The sequence below is a fragment of the Brevibacillus reuszeri genome (genome assembly GCF_001187725.1).
Classification (GTDB): Bacteria; Bacillota; Bacilli; order Brevibacillales; family Brevibacillaceae; genus Brevibacillus; species Brevibacillus reuszeri.
Map to the genome: position 1 here is coordinate 486,412 of NZ_LGIQ01000011.1, position 19,041 is coordinate 505,452.

A 19,041-nucleotide genomic window follows, 5' to 3' on the forward strand; every position below is an offset into this window, starting at 1 on the left:
TTCAGATGATTACTCTACATACGCGTACTCAAAAATCGTATGACCGATGTAGTTTTTCAAAACACCTTTGACATTTGGCTTCGCCAGGAACTGATCCTCGAAGAAGCGGATTGGCATGATCGGCATTTCATCGGCCAGTATTTTCTCTGCCTTTTCAAAGTTCTCCATTCGTTTGGCTTGATCGGAAATTTTGCGGTTTTCTTCCAGGAGACGGTCGTACTCCGCACTGTTCCAGCGCAAATTATCCGCTGTGTTGACCCCTTCGAAAATGTCGAGGTTGGTCATTGGATCGGGATAGTCGCCTGTCCAGCCATCAGATGCAATGTTAAAGTTGCCATTGTCGATTTCATCCCAATATACTTTCGATTCAAACGTCTGGATGCTCACGTCTACCCCGAGATTTTGCTTCCACATGCTTTGCAGCGCCTGCGCAATATCTTTGTCAGATTGGCTTGCCATGACGATCATCGTGATCTCTGGAATGCCTTTTCCATCCGGATAGCCTGCCTCGGCGAGCAATTTTTTCGCTTCGTCGACGTTTTCGCTAAATACATTTCCGACTACATCGCGGTAATCCTTATCCTTTTGCACGCCGTGTGGAATCCCGTACGGCACCATGCCAAAAGCAGGCTTTTCTACAGACTGAACGATGCTCGTGATAATCTGCTCACGGTTGATCGACATGCTGAATGCCTTGCGAACCTTGGCATCGTCAAAAGGCTTCTTGGACGCATTGAAATCAAAATACTGCATGCCGATTCGCGGAATTGAGAAAAACTCTGGTGTGTTTTGGTACTGCTTCATGCCCTCAGGGCTGATGTTGTCGGAGACTTGAATCTCATTGTTGGTGTATGCTGCAAGCTCAGCCTCGGTAGACTCGATAAACACGATCTCCAGCGTATCCAGCTTCACCTTGTCAGCTTCGAGATAATTCGGATTTTTCTTCAAAACGTATTTTTCCTTTGGCTTCAGCTCTGTCAGCATGAATGGACCTGTCGTCAAATAGGTTTCAGGCGATTTCGTCCATCCCTCTTTTTCTACGACATCTTTTCGGACGGGATAGTACGCCGTTACACAAAGCAGCTCCAGGAAGTACGGAGTCGGGTTTTCCAGCGTCACTTCCAATGTATTGTCGTCCACAGCTTTTACGCCAACATCATCTGCACTGGCCTTTTTCTCGTTGTAGGCTTTTCCGTTTTTGAGGTAGTACAGATAGAAAGCCGCACCAGAAGCAACGTCAGGATTGAGCACGCGCTTCCAGGAATATTCGAAGTCCTGGGCGGTTACTGGCTTGCCATCCGACCACTTCGCATTTTTGTTGATTTTAAAGGTGTACTTGGTGCCTGTCGCATCCAGCTCATGGCTTTCTGCTAATGACGGCACTGGCTTTTTCCCGGATTCATCAATTTTATAAAGGCCTCTGAACAGGTTTTGCAGCACGATAGATGAGCGTGAATACACGTTCAAGGTCGGGTCCATTTCCTCTGGTTCCTTGCTTAAGGCATAAATGATTTTTTGCTCTGCGGTAGGCTTTTCCCCTTCTGCTTTTGGAGCCGTCTGCTGCTGGCTCGGCTGGCCTTGTGACTGTGTCCCGCCGCTACTACATCCAGCTGTAACGGAGGTGATCGCCAATAACGCTGCGAGCACCACACCCAATCTCTTTTTCATACTCGTCCCCCCATTTTTATGATTGTTTATATGAGCCGCCGACGATAAAAGCAGCATCCATATCAGTCTGGAAGTGATGCGAATACTCAATCGTTTAAATGACAGGCGACGACGTGTCCATTGCCGATATCCCGCAGCCTCGGCTTTTCCTCGGCGCATCTTGACATCGCATACGGACAGCGTGTGCGAAATGCACAGCCACTTGGCGGATTCATCGGACTTGGCACGTCACCTTGCAGATGAATCCGTTCGCTGCGTTCAGCGGTATCCGGGTCGGCAATCGGTACAGCAGACAGCAGGGCCTGCGTATAAGGGTGCTTCATGTTCGTGTACAGCTCGTTTACCGGGGCGTACTCTACGAGACTTCCCAGGTACATCACGCCTACCTTGTGAGAGATGTGCCGAACCATTGACAAGTCGTGTGACACAAACAGATACGTGAGTCCAAAGCGTTCCTGGAGTTCCTCAAGCATGTTGACGACCTGCGCCTGAATCGATACGTCCAGAGCAGAAATCGGCTCATCACATACGATGAATTCCGGTTCAACAGCCAAGGCGCGGGCGATACCGATCCGCTGACGCTGTCCCCCGGAAAACTCATGCGGGTAGCGATTCAAATGGTCTGCTTTGAGTCCGACGAGCTCGACCAGCTCCTTGACCCGATCCATTCGGTCCTTGCCCTGATAAATGTTATGTACTACCAGCGGATCACCGATAATTTCAGCAATCGTCATGCGGGGGTCCAGAGACGCATACGGGTCTTGAAAAATCATCTGCATCTTTTTCCGATACGGAAGCATTTCTTTGTAGCCGAGCTGACTGATGGATTGTCCTTTGTACAAAATGTCACCGTCTGTCGGCTCATACAGCTTTAACAGCGTCCTGCCTATCGTTGTCTTGCCGCATCCTGATTCACCTACCAGTCCAAACGTCTCTCCCTTTTGAATCGTAAAGCTGACATCATCAACTGCCTTCAACAGTGTCTGGCTGCGCCCGAGAAAGCTCTTTTGCACTTCAAAATACTTTTTCAGATTCCGAACCTCGACGAGCGCCTGCTTTGCTTCCCCCATCAGCTGATCACCTCTTTCGCATGGGGCTGGGCTTTCGGATGCATAAGCCAGCATGCCGCCTGATGTGTATCGGATAAGGAAATCTGCTGCGGAGGAAGCTTTTCACAGATTTTCATCGCATACGGACATCTTGACGTAAACGCACAGCCTGCTGGCGGCCGGAGCAAATCAGGAGGACTCCCCGGGATGGAAATGAGCTTTTTCTTCTCCCCTTCTGTAAACTGCGGGATGGATCGCAACAGCCCCCATGTGTACGGATGCTTGGGCTCGTAAAAGATTTCTCTGGTCGTTCCCTGCTCAACAATCGTTCCTCCGTACATGACGACAATCCGGTTGCACATATTCGCAATCACACCGAGGTCGTGCGTAATCATGACGATCGAGACGTCCAATTTATTTTTCAGATCGCGCATCAAATCGAGAATTTGCGCCTGTATCGTTACGTCGAGTGCGGTAGTCGGCTCGTCGGCAATCAGCAGCTTTGGCGAGCAGGACAGCGCGATGGCAATCATCACCCGTTGTCTCATCCCACCGGAAAACTCATGAGGGTACTGCTTCAGGCGGCTCTCTGGACTGGGAATCTCGACCATCCGCAAGATTTCAATCGCTCTTTTTTGCGCCTCTGCCTTGGACAGCTTCTGATGAATGCGAAGCGGCTCGATAATTTGTTCTCCGATCGTAAAGAGAGGATTCAATGATGTCATTGGGTCCTGAAAAATCATGCCGATATCTTTTCCCAGCATCTTGCGCATCGCTTTCTGGTCTGTTTGAACCAGCTCGATGCCATCAAATTGGATACTGTCTGCCTCGAGCTTGGCATTTCCCGGCAGCAGCTTCAAAAGGGACAACATCGAAACACTTTTTCCCGATCCCGATTCGCCTACAATTCCGATGGATTCTCCCTTATTCACGTGAAAGGAAATACCTCTGACCGCCTGTACCTCTCCCGCATCGATATGAAATGTCGTTTTAAGATTTTGTACCTGAAGTAATTTCACGTTACCACCCGCCTTTATTTCTTTAACCTCGGATCCAGGGCATCTCGCAGTCCATCACCGATAAAGTTCAGCGCAAACATCGTGATACTGATGGCAAGCGCCGGGAACAGCATCTGATAAGGCTGCGTAAACAAAGTAGGAATCGCATCATTCACGAGAGTGCCCCAGCTCGCCATCGGAACCTGAATCCCGATTCCTAAAAAGCTGAGAAAGGCTTCTGTAAAGATCGCGGAAGGAACTAAAAACGTAACCGTTACGATAATGGGACCCATGCTATTTGGAATGAGATGCTTGAACAAAATGCGCATGTTGGATGACCCCGTAGATCTCGCTGCGAGCACATACTCCTGGTGCTTGAGCGTGATGACCTGTGAGCGTACCATTCGCGCAGTCCCGATCCAATACGTTAGCGACATCGCAAGCAAAATGCTTTCAATCGTATTTCCCAAAAACATCATAAGAAGAATAATGTAGAGCAACTCAGGCACACCGATCAAAATATCGACGATACGCATCATCACCATGTCAACCTTGCCGCCAAAGTAACCGGAAATTCCTCCATAAATGACGCCGATCACCAGATTGATGGCAGCCGCTGCAACCCCGATGGTCAAGCTGATTCTCGCTCCGTAGAGCGCACGGACGAAAATATCGCGTCCGAATTTGTCTGTGCCAAACCAATGCTCTGCCGACGGCCCCTGATTTTGACCCGCGATATCCTGCCCGTCATAGGTGTACTGCGAGAACATCGGGCCTACTATGGCTGCTACGGTAATGACAGCGATGATGAATAGGCCGATCATTGCCAGCGGGTCTTTGCGGAAGCGACTCCACGCATCCTGCCAATACGATTTGCTCGGACGCGAGATCGTCTCATTCTGTCTCGTAGATTCGTCCAGCCTGACAAAATCCTCGTCAGGTAGATTCGCCCACGTCTGATCCATGCCGGAGGGTGGAATGGCTCCTTCATTTCTTTGCGCAGCGTAGTTCATATCCAGTCATCACCTACTCCTCAATTTTTACCCGCCGGTCGATCACGGCATAAAGAATATCCACGATAAAATTAGCAATGATGATGAACAATCCAAGGAAGACAGTCAGCCCGAGGATGACGGAATAATCTCGATCACTGATACCCGTTACGAAATCCCTGCCGATGCCCGGGATGGAGAAGACCCTCTCCACGATAAAGCTTCCCGTTAAAAGCGCAGCCACAAGCGGTCCCAAATACGTCACGATTGGAATGATGGCATTTTTGAGTGCATGCTTGAAAATAACGCGATATTCGGGAACCCCTTTGGCTCTAGCTGTTAAAATATAGTCCTGGCGCATGACCTCAAGCATGCTCGACCTCATCAGTCTGGCGATATAAGCAATCGGCCCAAAGGCTAATCCAACGACTGGCAAAATATAATGCTTCCAGCTAGACAGTCCGTATGTAGGCAGCAGCTTCAAAACGACTGCGAACAAAAACAGCATCAGGACAGTCAGGACAAAGTTCGGGATGGAAATACCAACTGTGGCAAAAATCATCGAAGCCCAATCCGCCCACTTCCCTCGCTTGATCGCCGAAGTAATCCCGAGCAACATGCCGATGATGAGCGCAAGCACAATTGCGACCAGCCCGACCTTTGCTGATACAGGAAAGCCTCGTGAGATCAGCTCGTTTACCGTGACATCGGATTGCTTGAAGGAAAAGCCCAAATCACCCTGGGCGATACTTTTGAGGTAATTCACATACTGCACGCCCACCGGTTCATTCAAGCCAAACTTTGCTTCCATTTTCTCCATGACGCTTTTAGGTACTTTCCTCTCCTCAGCAGGACTGAAGGGACCACCTGGTACAGCGTGCATCAGGAAAAAGGTAATCGTCACGAGAACAAACATCGTCAAAATACTCGCGAATAACCGTTTAACGATATAACCAGCCATCTCGAACCTCCTTTTGTGTCTATAAGTTGTTCCTGACCTTTACTTCCTCCGATAAACGGTGCAAATCAATCCGATAAATGGGACGTGGTCTGCCTCGCTGGCTCATGGATTCGCTGCCGATAACTTCTGCAATTCCTTTTTCCTTTAATTTCTGGACCATTCTCGCTGCATTGCGTTCCCCGGTATTCATCCCGACACTGATTTCCCGAGTCGTCACCTCGTTTTTTTGAATGAGCTGCAGCCAGGAAAACAGCTTTCGCATGGTTGTAGAAGCGAAATCGCCACGCTGCTCGTCAATCAAGGAATAATTCAGCGTATTTCTCGTCCCCAGCGGACCTAACACCTTCATCTGATCGTCGATGAGGTAGGCACTGTTGCCTGGATTGCGTACGGCAAACTCTACTGCCCGATTGGCGTTGTATAGGGCGCGCTCGACCGTTTCCCCCATCCCGATCCCGAGATTGATCGTTCCCTGCTCACCGCTGCTATTTTTCAAGATCGGAAAGCTCGTAAAGTCCTTGGTGACCTTTTCGACAAGTCCTCTCGTCGTATACAGCGTGTACTCGCCCGCTTCATCACTCGTAGTGGAGGCAAACAAGCGCTTGCTGAAATCGGTTATTTTTTTGTGCAGTACCTCCATATCCGGCTGAGTTTTGAATTGCAGCACAGTGATTTGCGCCAGCTGCTTCTTCTGCTCATTCACCATCCAAAACGCCTTGTTGACCGTATCGCGGATGAGCTGTTTCGTGCTTTTGATGAAAAAGACAGGTACATGACTGTTCTTCAGTTGTTGATAAACGGAGTAAATACTCGTAGCAACAACCTGAACGACTCCCTCCTGCCAGAGCTTCATATGGTGCTCGATCAACTCCTCAGAGTTTTGAAAGCCGTCCATATTTTTGGAGTACCACTTTGCATTGGGCGCCTCAATTTCGTCGAAAAATTCTTGCAAATGCTTGGCTGGAATTCCGTCAAAGCTGATGATCGGAAAGAAGTGGTAGTGACGGTAAATTTGAATGATGGCTTTGTACAGCTCGGTTCCTTCAAAGGGGATGAATAGCGAGCACGAATGTGGTGGGATTAGGTCTTGTGATAGAAGGAACGGTACATCGCCACTGAAAAAGTAAACATCAAAGACTTCCATGCTTTCCTGGAGCAGTTCACGAACGCTTTTTTCTGAATCGTAAATGAGCTTGGTTGGCTCGATATGTGGAAACTCCTCCAATACTTCACAGATATCATCGACTAACAGCTTGGGTCCAATTACTGCGAATGTGAAGTTCAACAAATCACCTTCTACTAGTCTTTAATTTGTCTGATATTACTTAAAAACACGTTCATTGGCAGATAATACCAGTAAATGAGATGAAAAATTGATTTAAATCCGCTAAAACTATTCTCTAATATGTCTGTAATTCAACTTAAGCTAATGTTATTTTCAAAAGTCTGAATTGTCAATCTACACTTGTATTAGAATTTTATGTTCGGCTTGTCCCCTCCTATAAAAAAACATTATGGGCTTCAACACCAAAAAAGCTTACTTCCACACATCTACGTGCAGAAATAAGCTTTTTGGCTAGATCCGTTTATAACGCGACAAGAATGTCTCTACCTCGTTGTAAAGACCGCCCTGATTGGCGTATTTGACATCGTTTTTCACTGTGCGCAGCCAGTCAATCGTAGAAGGCTGTGTTGACTGGATGGCATTTTTCAAATCATTCATATGAATCGGTCTCTCTACTCTCGTGTGCATCATTTCCGCAATGACCTCTTCGGTTGCCGTCTCAACTACATTTTCAATATCAACGCCCGAGTACAACTCTGTCTCTTTTGCCAATAGGTCATAATCGATTTGCTCCAATGGTCGATCTGCCAGCTTGATGGCAAAAATCGTCTTTCCTTGTCTGTATTGGCTTCGATCCCCTCGATCTCTGTCAGCAAGGTATCAATGACGGTACGCATCGTATCTGACGACGACCGGCTTCGGTTGTAGCCGAGCGCATCCATCTCATCGAGGGGCTGCTCCTATGCCAGCGGCCAGAAGATGTCGGTAGCCCCATGTTGCAGTAGCGATGAAAAGAACGATGCCAAAACCTCCGAGCAAGTAATTCCAAAGCGGACGGACTCGAAGTCCATTCACGTTTTTCATTCCAAGCACGATGGCAGGCAAGAATCCGCCCAAAATTACAGCTGCGAGATAATGTGTCAAATTATACGATTGGGTACGATAGTCCACGAAAGCCTTCTCCCATAATCGACCTGCTTTCGCCTTTTGGTTCTCGCTTGCTTCCCTTTTCCTTTAACCGATGACCTTTACAACATTTCCGTCGCTATCTGTAATATTGGTTTTTAAGATTTGAATGGAAATACCAGCTAATCCAGCGATTTCGAATTTGCTTTCCTTTGGCAGCAAATTTTTGCTCATTTCCACCGTTGTCGGGTCATCGAGAACAATCCGAACCTCGTCTTCTTCTGATACAAAGCCTGGCTTCTCTCCCGGTTCAAAAATAACCTGGATGTCTGCACCAATCAGTCTCAGCCTGTTTCCTTTTCGGATTCGTCCGAGCAGCAGCTTGCCAATGATCTCTGCTTGCTTTGCCCCTAGCTGAAGTGTGGCTGGCGTCTTGGAAAACCATCCTTTTTTGCCCGGCTCCCAGGCAAGCTGGCTGACGTAGAGTAAGCCGGTGTTCGAGCCTTCCTCCTCTGCCCCCTGACGGATCGCCTCGGACACAGCAGGTATTTGCAACAAAGAAGTCCGCTCCAAATCTGTCATGTAGCTCGGTATGTAAGGGAAACCGGCAGCAAGCACCCCAAGTGTATTCCACGTTTGCATCGATTCGAGCTCATCGCCCGTGATACCCACCATCTGCAGGAATTGGACCCGACCATTCGGCGTATCAATCTCTGCCAAGTCCGGATCCTGGACAAAAGCAAGCGCAGTCAGTTCGGTATCGGCATCCAAACAGATTGGCCCATTCGCATCCAGATAGTCGCCTGCACGAAACACGTTGCCGCTATTAAAAACGTATCTGCCCATATTTTGAAGCAGATTCAGTGCCCATGCTGGCGGCTCATCCTCGTCTTCCCCTCTAATCAGCCGAAAGGTTAGCTCGAACCCGTAGCCGCTGTCCTCCAGATTCTCGGATTCCTTGTCATACAGCTCTGAAAATCCATATGTAACAAAATGCCAGTGTGGAACTGGCTTTTCTGCTTTGTAGGCACTAATCCCATCTAACGGGTCTGGACCTCCCAGTGCATAAGGCAGGTACGTCCCATAATGCTTCGGCTCCTGCTGTCCATAAATTTTCGTCATTTCCTCATCAATGGCGTCCCAGCCAACCGAGGCAACTTCTTCGGTCATGTATGACAACCTCCCGTACATTCTCCCTCTATCTAAATCCCTGATTCCTCCATAAAGTATAAAACCGGATGACAACAACTGGCAATTTCTATCTAATTTTACAGTTCAAATATATCTTTAGACCTAGTTTTCCGTAGTGTGTTTTTCCTATTTTTGTCTTTTTTCTTCTGAGATCAGGTTCAGGATCACAATTCTCATGAAAAAACCGCCAGAACTGTACCTGACGGCCACTTCTAGCGCTTTTGCACACGCAAAACGGGGACCTTCTTTTGCTCATACGTGCCTGCCAATATTTGCTCATGTATGACGTTCAGCTTGAGCAGACTGGTGATCTTTCCTGTATCGGCACGTGACATGAGCCGCCAAAGTGACGGATCAGGCAACGAGTTGTACAGCTTTTCATCATTAAACTCTCGCCTGTCCTGGTAGCTGATGGACAGCTTATAGTCGCCTTCCTCTGCGCTCCCGACTCCTGCATAAGCGTCGATCAGCTTGCTTCGCAGCTCGTTTAGCTCATCCTCTAGCTGTTTTTGTAATTCTTTCAGCTCATAATAGCGGGCTACCTGTTGTTCCATCTGCTCGTCCTCCTCTGGTTACAGCTTTACCCCAAAACTATATGAGGCAGAGGCGGTTGATAGAACATCCTGCATGGACAAAGAAAAACGCCTCCGTTTCAACCAGCTGCGGGAAAAGGAGGCGATCATTATTTATTTCTGTGTATTACTTGCCGACCATGGTATTGATCGCTTCACCTGGATGCTTTTTCACGAATGTGGAATACTCTACTTCCCAAGGATTCCATTTGCCGTCTGCTTGATAGCCCCATACGGAGTTGATGCGGGAGACAGTGTCTGTATTATTGATTCCGACAATTCGCTGTTCCCCAACCAGCTCGTAGGTGCCATTGCCATCCATATCAATCGGTGTCAAAGAGCCGAAAGGGTACGTCATAACGGAGGTATCTGCATCCGTGAGCAGCACCTTGCCTGCTTTATCGTACAGCTTGGCTGCTACGTACACATCTTGATTTGCGCTGACATCAATCGTGAGCGGCTTGTCTAATTGTGCACTTTTTCCTTCGACCTTAAAGCCGTTTACAAAGGACCCCTCATATTTGATTCCCTCATTTTCATTTTCGCCGAAAATGACGGCAGGCTTGTTGTCAGCAAAGGTAGCCACTACATGATTGTAAATGCCGCCGGAGCCGCCAGTCGCTGTTTTTACGAAAGCATCGGCAACATGGTCACCTGTAAAATCAAGCAGTGTCAGCTCTCCCTCGTAACCACCCAAATCTTTGATATCTGTTTTGCTGTACGCTTTTGTTTTGCCATCCTGTACGACAAGGTTCATGTTGGACGCATAAATATCGTCTGCCTTCTCTTTTACTCCAACCAGATACACGATGTCTTCAACTTTATCCCCGTTTACATCCGCTGTTTTCTGATCGATGACGTATGTGTTTTTATCTAATTTGAGCTGTTCCACTGCTGCAAACAGCTTTCCTTTTTCTGAATCCGCATGTGCTACCTTTGTATTTGCCAAAGTCAATCCAGTTACGCCTACTACTCCTGCCAGCAGCAGAAAGGTTGCGGGCTTCATCCATTTTTTCGTCATTGTTATTTCCTCCCTAGTTGTTCATCGGTATATGCATAACTATAGGACGAAGCCCTTTCCTTTTTGTTACAAACCGTTAACGAACGAAAGACAAACTGGTAAAAAACGCTGGCGAGTTTTGCTTAACGACCTCTTACTTGACGTTTTCCAAAACGCTTTTTATTACGATAACAGAGTCTTGGCGGATGTTCAGATTGTAGTACCCTCTGACAGCCTGATAGACGGCATTCAAGTTTTTGCTACTCTTGTTTTTTCGGTATGCCGCAATCTCTTTGGCAAATCGCGGATGGTGGATCAGGTCGCGGCTCCAGTCCCATGCCCGCGGCTTCAGAGCGTCTATGCGCGCTTGAGCGAGCATCTGTGGAAAGCGAGAGATACTATATTGTCCGATTTTACTTTTCGCTTGCTGATAAAGAGGAGATTTTTCCGCTTCCCTTCTTTCCACTCCCCATACGTCAAATGAGGACATGGGCATGCCATTTACACGTACAACATCATCGACCAGCATAGGAGCCATCCCTGGCTTGAGCTTTACCTGATAATACTCCCAGCCTGAAGCAGTTTTTTTCCCAGGCAGGATCAGGTTAATGAATTGAAATATCCGAAGATAAGGCTGCTCCTGCGCATATATTTCCTGTCCCGCTTTGAGATTCAATGGGAGTTGAGGATATACGTATCCCTTCTGATCTACATTAAATCCCGGAAGTCCTACTTCAACAGCCCACCGCACTGCTGTATCCTCCGAATCCTTCAAATCAATTCCTCCATGATAGGGGCGTACTTCTTTAAACATCCGATAGAGAACCATCGCTATGAATTCCTTCGTCGCCATTCCATCGTCGAGCTCTTCCCATTTGACATATCCTGCGTCGATAAGAGGCTGCAAGTGGGCATTCATTTGTAGCTCTGCTCTCTTTTCGCGTAGCGCTCGACCCTCGTCTGAAAAGCTCTGTGTACTCTCGATCCGCCTATCCAATTCATCCCAATCCATATTAACTGGGTAATGGGGAGGTAAAATCCCAATAAAGTGATAAATATTCCAGAGGAAGCCCTTTTTTGAAGTCATGAATCGCAGATTGTCAGCGTAAAAAGTCTTAAAGTGCGAGCCTCCGCTATCCATATCAACAAGATAGTCCTCTTGTACATAAGTTCTCATAAATGCTGGTTTCTGCGGATTTAAAATATCGACCATCTCCACATTCAAAAACAAGTATTTCTCGGGATTGGGCGGGAGTTTATAGGTGATTTGATAGCTGGAAGCAGCTGCAACCGTGGGGACCGGAGAACTAACAACGATGGATGACATGCAGAGCACAGAGGAAATCATTCCAATGACTATTTTTTTACAACACATGGAAAAATCATCCTTTTATTCGTGATGTTAGGTAGACGATATGCAAATCCCTTTGGTTACTTGTTTTGATAACTGAAAGTTCAGAGTGAAATTCGGCTGATTCATTTCCGTCCATGGTTGAATCCTCCTACTCCTACGAAAAATGTACAGGGAGAAAGTTCCAATAGTACAGATAAAATGTATATAGGATCGTCAGTATGACGATACCGATGTTTACCGCCTTCCACCGGTCCTGCTCCTTGGACGTACAGATACGAATCAATAAATAAACAGCCACCGCCACTGAAATAAGAGGCATGGAGGTTACACCAACCTGATAGAACAGCGAATATCCGTATAGAATCTCCTGATTTCCATAGATGAACTGAACTAGGAAGAAGATGCTTTGAAGGAGAGCAATGATGGGAATAACCGCAGTGATGCTATGCGATTGCTTGCGCCAATGCCGTACTGCATACCTCAGCAGCCAGACGAATGGAATGAGCGTGAACAAGATGCCTGGTGCTATATACAGCGCCATCAAGATCACTCCTGACTCATACCATTCCGTACGCGCGATGGAGAAGTACATTGGACCTGTAAGAGTCCATTTTCCTTGTTCTTTATGAAAGTAAAGCTGCTCCACCCCACCGATTTCCTGAAAGAACCTCTCTGCTACTTGGGTAAACTCTTTCCTAATAATCCGTTCCCCTTCGTTCTGAAATAAGCCGGTCACCACTAATGTTTGATCATCTTTGACTTCAACTGTGTACGGCAAACTGCCAAGCAGGCGAAGTACCTTGGCCCAGCCGTGCTCTGCCGCCAAGTACAACTCATATCTCCCTTCCAATTCCTTAATCGCACTCAACGAACTTTTAACGGGAGGAAGCGACTTGCGGGCTGTTTTCGAGTCGATTATTTGGGAGATAGCGCCAACAACTTTCTCATGCATTTCCATTCCGCTTCTTCCCGCATTGACGGTAATAAAGATGCCAATCGACTCCGAAGGAAAGAGCACCATTTTTGAGATAAATCCGTCAATACCTCCATTCGCCCACAAGTAGGGAACTCCATTCACTGTCTCCGACCGAAAAAAGCCGTACCCAATACCATACATGCGTTCATGAGAAGAGAATTGCTTCGCATGCATCATCTGAACTGTTTCCGGTGTAAGCAAGGACTTGCCGCGGAAATAGCCGTTGGACAAATGCGCGATCATATAAGGGGCGAAGTCATTCGGTGCCATATTTACGGCTCCTCCCCCAGGAAAATTAATTCCAGAATATGGAATCACCTGATAATCGTTGTCTGTATAGGCATAGCTCTTTGCCAGCTTAGTCCGATCCTGCGGGAGATTCAAGCTCGCGCTGCTCATACCGAGTGGTTTGAACAAATGTTCCTGCATGTAATCATTCAAAGGCAGTCCGGATACTTGTTCGACCACACTGCCTACTAGTCCTAATCCGGCATTGCTGTATAGGAATTTACTTCCAGGTACAAATACCGTCGGCTGTCTTTCCAAATACGTTCTGATCGAATCCGTTGACCATTGCGGGATCGAACCTTGCCGATTATCTCTTTCATACAGATTTACATCCAAACCTGCCGTATGCGTCAGCAGGTGATGGAGTGCAATCGTGCCATGTTTTCCACGCACCTTGTAATCCTTCAGGGCAGCATTGATATCATCATGCAGGGAGAGCTTTCCTTGCTCGACCAACTGCATAGCAGATGTAGCTGTTAAGGATTTCGTTAAGGAACCTAGCCGAAATATCGTACTTTCCGGTTTAACGGGTATTTGTTGCTCTAGGTCAGCGAATCCATACCCTTTGCTATACATGATATTCTCACCATGAGTAATAACAACCGCTGCACCGGGAATATGAAGCCTGTTCATTTCCTCCTGCATGACAGGATCAATCAATTTTTGCAAAGCTTCCGCGGAAAACGGCGAAGCCTCATTCGCATTCGCATTTGTATGAGGAATGCAGAACATGAATAGAAAGCAAAAAGCTAGTATAGAGGTCAAGCATTTGTATGAAGCAGACATAGCCATTATCACCTTTCTTTTATGAGCGATTTTCGTCGCTAGGCTATAGCGATGAGGCTAAGTATGAGGATCAAACTGTCATTTGGGAAAGTGACAACCTATCATGACTATTCGTGATAACACTTCGTCGAGACACATGCTATAATCATTTGCAAATTGAATCTGGAAAAGGGGGGTTCATCCTGCTTATAGCTGTCAGTCGCCGATGGACGTGGCTTAATTGGGTGATCTTTACCATCCGCTTTTTGTGGTGGATCACCATTATGATTGGGATTATAAAATATCACGCCCTTTTGCCGTATCCCGTTGAAGCGGCGATAATTGTTTCGATACTCGCATTCGTTATTCCTTACTGGTTTTACCGCTATTCCACCATCGCTTATTTGATTGCTGAGATAGCACTGAGCGGGAGCCTTTACATCGCATTAAACTACTATTTCGAAGAGACTCAGTGGCAGTTTATTGTTATCGCCTTTGTCGTTGGTTTCCACAGCTCAGAAAGAACATGCCGATGGACTGGACCTATTACAATTCTTCTGATTCCTTTTCTCGCTTGGAATACCGCTCGTCTGGATTTCGATGATATCGCTTTTCAAGCCTTTTTGTACCATTTTGGAATGTACGGCTTCGGCTTCGCCTTTCAATTATTAAGCCGGACTCATAAGCAGAGCTTGATTATTAAGGAACAGAACCGAATTTTGGAGCAGTACGCGGGGCGAGTGGAGCAAATCACGCTGCTTGAAGAAAGAGACAAGCTGTCCAGAGAACTGCACGATACCATTGGGCACACGATGACATCGCTCATTATGGGCATGGAGACACTTCGTCCTCATTTGCCGAGTACCGAAGTGAATCGTCTGGATACGCTACTTCATATGGCGCGCCGCGGATTGAATGAAACGAGAGGGATCGTCCACAATTGGGCGCAAACCACTCGGGACTCGCTTATGACCTTGGAGTCTTCCTTTCGCGAATTGATCGAAGAATTTCAGCAGTCGACGGGGGTGGTTGTGACATTGCGTATCTACGGCAAAGAGTATGAATTAAGTAGATCTCGTAAACTGCCGCTATATCGCTGCTTGCAGGAAGCGCTGACCAATGCTGTGCGGCATGGCGGGGCTTCCCTCATTCAAGTGGGACTGTACTTTGAAAAAAACCAAATCAGAATGCAGGTTGAAGATAACGGGAGTGGAAATAAAGATATTGAATTTGGGTTCGGGCTGCAATCAATGAAAGAGCGACTTGAAGCCCTTCATGGACAGCTATCCCTTCATTGTCTGGATGAAGGAGGGATAGCTGTGATTTGTAGCCTTCCTCATCAGACAGTTTTGCCACAAGAAAAAACCATTCGAATACTTCTCGTTGACGATCAGCCGATCATAAGAGAAAGCTTACAACTGATCTTACAACAACAGCAGGACATGCATGTCGTCGGGCTCGCTGGAACCGGGCAGGAAGCGATCGATATGATTCCTGCCGAGAAACCTGATGTGGTGCTGCTGGACATCCGAATGCCTGGTTTAGATGGACAGAGTACGCTGCGAGCGATACGTGAACAATGGCCTTCCATACGTGTCATCATGGTAACCTCAATCGAAGAGGCTTCGCAGGCCGCCGATACGCTCAAGAACGGTGCCAACAGTTACTTATTGAAATCTGTTTCCCCTGTTGAGTTAGTAGAGGCGATCAGAATGGTCTACCAAGGTGAGATGTTGATTACCCAGACGATTGCAGATGCCCTTTTCCAAGAGATGCAAGAGCAGCAGGCAGAATTGGATGGATTGCGTAAAATGCGAGGGCGCGTTTGCCCTTACGGCTTGACGGAGCGTGAGCGGGGAATTTTGGCATCCTTAATGGAAGGGCTTCGCATCAAAACGATTGCCGACAAAATCTTTCTTTCGGAGGGAACGGTTCGCAATTGCACGTCGATGATTTACGCCAAGTTGGGTGTAAATAACCGTGAGGACGCGGTGAGGAAGGCTCGTGAGGAAGGCCTGGTCTCTTAGACGAACAAGGCATCGCTGGCGATAACCTCCACTGACCTGTTTCAGGACATTTCCATGCACTCAAAAACGACCAGACGTGTATCATCTGGTCGTTTCTCTAAACAAGCTATCTCAGCTTTTCGACAGCTATTTATTCCTTTTCTACGGATTCAGCAATCGGCTGCAAGCCCATGCTCTCCAGCTTTCCATAAATATCCTTCAGCTTCGGATTTCCCTCACCGACAATTTCCCCGGAAATTACGACAAGCGGATACCACAAATCTTCCTCAATAATGCGGGTTGCCCAGCTTTTGTCATCGTCTGTCTGCGGCTGTTGAAAGTCGCTGTAAACGATGCGGATGCTGTCGCTTCCATACTTACGCGAAATGGCGGCCTCCAGCCACTCAGCCGTTTCTTTTGCTGACGGGAGATTGACGCAGCTCGCGCACAACTGCTCAGTCCCGAAGACTTTGATTTCCACGCTCATACGATCCGCCCCCTCTCGATTCCATTATCGTTCTCTTTTTCTATGATTTTAGGACAGAGCTTGCTCCAGATCTTCAATCAGGTCTTGAACATCCTCAATCCCTACGGAAATACGTACCAGACCCTCAGTAATTCCCAGCTCAGCTCGGCGCTCAACCGGAATCGACGCATGTGTCATACGTGCCGGTACGCTAATCAGGCTCTCAACAGCTCCCAACGATTCTGCCAGTGTGTAATACTTCACTTTCGACAAAACCTCATCGGCACGCTCAGCACTTCCTACATCAAAGGAAATCATGCCGCCGAAGCCACGCGCTTGTTTCTTGATCAGCTCATGACCAGAATGACTTTCCAAGCCAGGGTAGAGAACACGCTTGATATCACTGCGCTCAGACAACCATTTTGCCAATGTGCGCGCATTTTGCTCATGCTCTTCCATACGAATTCCCAGTGTTTTCATTCCGCGAAGCAATAGCCAGGAATCTTGTGGTCCAAGTACGCCTCCGATTGCATTTTGCACGAAATGCAAATCCTCGCCTACCTTTGCATCCTTCGCCACTACCAGACCTGCAACGACGTCACTGTGTCCACCCAAATATTTGGTAGCGCTGTGGAACACGATGTCTGCACCGAGATCGAGCGGGTTTTGCCAATAGGGAGTCATGAAGGTATTGTCTACAACCAGCAGCACATTTTTTGCTTTGGCAACATCAGCTAACGCGGCAATGTCGCTTACTTTCAATAGCGGGTTTGTCGGAGTTTCCATAATGATTGCCTTTGTTTCCGGGCGAATCGCTGCTTCCACTGCTTCCAGATTGCTGGTGTCTACATAAGTCGCTTCCAGACCCAAGCGGGAAAAGACGCGAGTAACAACGCGGAAGGTTCCGCCGTATACGTCATCGCCGACAACCAGATGGTCCCCTTTGTTAAACAGGGAAAGAATGGTGGAAAGAGCCGCCATACCGGAACCAAAGGCAAAGCCACGTGCACCGCCCTCGATCTCCGCAATGTACGTTTCCAGAGCGTGACGAGTCGGGTTGCCTGTACGGGAATATTCAAAGCCTTTGTGGACGCCAATCGCTTCCTGTTTGTATGTGCTCACTTGATAAATCGGAACGGAAACTGCCCCTGTATGTGGATCTCCCTCAATACCACCATGGATTAATCGAGTTTTAATACGCATTTTACATACCTCCTTGGTAGATTTTTTTGCTCAAATAGCGTTCACTACTATCTGCAAACAGAACAACGATGTTTGTTCCTGGTGCCGCTTCTTTAGCTTCCCGCAAGGCAGCTGCCATCGCTGCTCCTGCTGAGCTTCCGACGAGCATCCCTTCTTTGGCTGCAAGCTGCTTCACCAGATCGAATGATTCCACATCCAGGATGGTGTGAATCGCATCGAAATAACTGGTATCCATAAAAGGAGGTAAAAACTCCATGCCGATGCCTTCGGTTTTGTGAGGACCGGACTCTCCTCCGTTTAAGATCGAGCCTTCTGGTTCTACAATCACTGTTTTGATTGCAGAATTTTGCTCCTTCAAATACCGGGCAACCCCCATGAATGTACCTCCGGAGCCTGCTCCTGCTACGAAGACCTGCACCACGCCATCCATTTGTTTCCAAATTTCAGGACCGGTCGTTTTGTAATGTGCGTCAGGATTCGCAGGATTGGCAAATTGCTGTGGTACAAAAGAGCCAGGAATAGACGCGGCCAGCTCTTGCGCTTTTGCAATTGCCCCTTTAATTCCGAGCTCAGTCGGCGTATTGACGACTTCTGCCCCGAGAGCTCGCATCAGCTCTTGTTTTTCCTCGGAAAACTTGGCTGGTACGCAAAAAATGACTTTATAGCCAGTTCCTACAGCGGCTAGTGCAACACCGATACCTGTATTTCCTGCTGTTGGTTCAATAATTGTGCCACCTGGCAAAAGCTGCCCGCTTTCCTCTGCTGCGCGGATCAGTTCCAAGCCCAGTCTGTCCTTGACGCTTCCGCCCGGGTTAAAATATTCCAATTTCGCGAATAAACGGACACCCGCTGGAAGCTCAAACTGTGTAATTTCTACGATTGGCGTATTGCCGATCAGTTCTTTCACATTGCGAAATACATTCACGTAAATACGACTCCTTATGTTGAAGTACTTGCCCTCTCATTATAACATGCAGCTATCCTAAAAAGTCCATGCAGGGTGCATCCGGGGCATATTCATGGTTTGAAAGTGTCAACAGGGCATGTAAGCCATGGATTTATCATTCGTCTATGATTATAATAAAGGAGAGGTTGGAAAGGAGTGAATGAAAGATGGATATTATGGATCAAGTACAAGAAGTTCTCGATAAACTGCGCCCTTACCTGCAACGTGATGGTGGAGACGTGCAACTCGTTGACGTAGAAGAAGGTATCGTGAAGCTGCGCCTGATGGGTGCTTGCGGTAGCTGCCCTTCCTCCACAATTACCCTGAAAGCTGGGATTGAGCGTGCCCTGGTTGAAGAAATCCCAGGCATCAAAGAAGTACAACAAGTATTCTAAACCAGGACGGACTTGAAAGC

18 protein-coding genes are annotated in these 19,041 nt (G+C 47.6%); 2 read left to right on the forward strand and 16 right to left on the reverse strand.

Going from position 1 to position 19,041, the window contains the following annotated elements; all coding sequences use genetic code 11:
- Positions 1-9: 9 nt before the first annotated feature.
- The 13 genes from ADS79_RS27220 to ADS79_RS27280 form a co-directional block, all read right to left on the reverse strand.
- On the reverse strand, positions 10-1,668 hold the full coding sequence (locus ADS79_RS27220; protein WP_049741591.1) for a peptide ABC transporter substrate-binding protein: 1,659 nt from the start codon (positions 1,666-1,668) through the stop codon (positions 10-12).
- 86 nt (positions 1,669-1,754) lie between these two features.
- Positions 1,755-2,738, reverse strand: a complete 984-nt coding sequence (locus ADS79_RS27225; protein WP_049741592.1) for an ABC transporter ATP-binding protein — start codon at positions 2,736-2,738, stop codon at positions 1,755-1,757.
- Positions 2,738-3,736, reverse strand: coding sequence for an ABC transporter ATP-binding protein (locus tag ADS79_RS27230; protein ID WP_049741593.1), 999 nt, complete (start codon positions 3,734-3,736; stop codon positions 2,738-2,740). Before ADS79_RS27230 ends, ADS79_RS27225 begins: the two co-directional genes overlap by 1 nt.
- A gap of 14 nt (positions 3,737-3,750) precedes the next feature.
- Entirely contained in the window at positions 3,751-4,680 is a 930-nt protein-coding gene (locus ADS79_RS27235) for an ABC transporter permease (protein WP_049742157.1), read from the reverse strand.
- A gap of 61 nt (positions 4,681-4,741) precedes the next feature.
- Positions 4,742-5,668, reverse strand: coding sequence for an ABC transporter permease (locus ADS79_RS27240; RefSeq protein WP_049741594.1), 927 nt, complete (start codon positions 5,666-5,668; stop codon positions 4,742-4,744).
- Positions 5,669-5,687: 19 nt separating this feature from the next.
- On the reverse strand, positions 5,688-6,953 hold the full coding sequence (locus tag ADS79_RS27245; RefSeq protein WP_049741595.1) for a hypothetical protein: 1,266 nt from the start codon (positions 6,951-6,953) through the stop codon (positions 5,688-5,690).
- Between the two features lie 291 nt (positions 6,954-7,244).
- Positions 7,245-7,529, reverse strand: coding sequence for a hypothetical protein (locus ADS79_RS36320; protein WP_049741596.1), 285 nt, complete (start codon positions 7,527-7,529; stop codon positions 7,245-7,247).
- A gap of 147 nt (positions 7,530-7,676) precedes the next feature.
- Positions 7,677-7,904 (reverse strand): hypothetical protein, encoded by a 228-nt coding sequence (locus tag ADS79_RS27255; RefSeq protein ID WP_049741597.1) that lies wholly within the window; start codon positions 7,902-7,904, stop codon positions 7,677-7,679.
- A 63-nt stretch (positions 7,905-7,967) separates the two neighbouring features.
- Positions 7,968-9,029, reverse strand: a complete 1,062-nt coding sequence (locus ADS79_RS27260; protein WP_049741598.1) for a suppressor of fused domain protein — start codon at positions 9,027-9,029, stop codon at positions 7,968-7,970.
- A gap of 233 nt (positions 9,030-9,262) precedes the next feature.
- Complete coding sequence (locus ADS79_RS27265; RefSeq protein WP_049741599.1) at positions 9,263-9,604, reverse strand: hypothetical protein; 342 nt, start codon at positions 9,602-9,604, stop codon at positions 9,263-9,265.
- A gap of 145 nt (positions 9,605-9,749) precedes the next feature.
- The gene (locus ADS79_RS27270; protein ID WP_049741600.1) at positions 9,750-10,643 is read right to left on the reverse strand and encodes a hypothetical protein; all 894 of its coding nucleotides are present in this window, start codon (positions 10,641-10,643) and stop codon (positions 9,750-9,752) included.
- A gap of 133 nt (positions 10,644-10,776) precedes the next feature.
- On the reverse strand, positions 10,777-11,997 hold the full coding sequence (locus ADS79_RS27275; protein WP_049741601.1) for a hypothetical protein: 1,221 nt from the start codon (positions 11,995-11,997) through the stop codon (positions 10,777-10,779).
- A 133-nt stretch (positions 11,998-12,130) separates the two neighbouring features.
- Complete coding sequence (locus ADS79_RS27280) at positions 12,131-14,026, reverse strand: serine hydrolase domain-containing protein (protein ID WP_236700120.1); 1,896 nt, start codon at positions 14,024-14,026, stop codon at positions 12,131-12,133.
- Positions 14,027-14,289: 263 nt separating this feature from the next.
- Here ADS79_RS27280 and ADS79_RS27285 point away from each other — a divergent pair, with 263 nt between their 5' ends.
- A complete protein-coding gene (locus tag ADS79_RS27285) occupies positions 14,290-16,032 on the forward strand; it encodes a helix-turn-helix transcriptional regulator (RefSeq protein WP_236700121.1) in 1,743 nt (580 codons plus the stop codon).
- Between the two features lie 130 nt (positions 16,033-16,162).
- Here ADS79_RS27285 and ADS79_RS27290 read toward each other — a convergent pair whose 3' ends face one another.
- Genes ADS79_RS27290 through ADS79_RS27300 form a run of 3 tightly spaced genes read right to left on the reverse strand, consistent with a single transcriptional unit; the run spans position 16,163 to position 18,605 of the window.
- The gene (locus ADS79_RS27290; protein WP_049741603.1) at positions 16,163-16,498 is read right to left on the reverse strand and encodes a YuzD family protein; all 336 of its coding nucleotides are present in this window, start codon (positions 16,496-16,498) and stop codon (positions 16,163-16,165) included.
- A 48-nt stretch (positions 16,499-16,546) separates the two neighbouring features.
- Complete coding sequence (locus ADS79_RS27295) at positions 16,547-17,680, reverse strand: bifunctional cystathionine gamma-lyase/homocysteine desulfhydrase (protein ID WP_049741604.1); 1,134 nt, start codon at positions 17,678-17,680, stop codon at positions 16,547-16,549.
- 1 nt (position 17,681) lies between these two features.
- Complete coding sequence (locus tag ADS79_RS27300) at positions 17,682-18,605, reverse strand: PLP-dependent cysteine synthase family protein (RefSeq protein WP_049741605.1); 924 nt, start codon at positions 18,603-18,605, stop codon at positions 17,682-17,684.
- Between the two features lie 188 nt (positions 18,606-18,793).
- Between ADS79_RS27300 and ADS79_RS27305 the strand changes: the two genes are divergently transcribed.
- The gene (locus ADS79_RS27305) at positions 18,794-19,021 is read left to right on the forward strand and encodes a NifU family protein (RefSeq protein ID WP_049741606.1); all 228 of its coding nucleotides are present in this window, start codon (positions 18,794-18,796) and stop codon (positions 19,019-19,021) included.
- Positions 19,022-19,041: the final 20 nt, after the last annotated feature.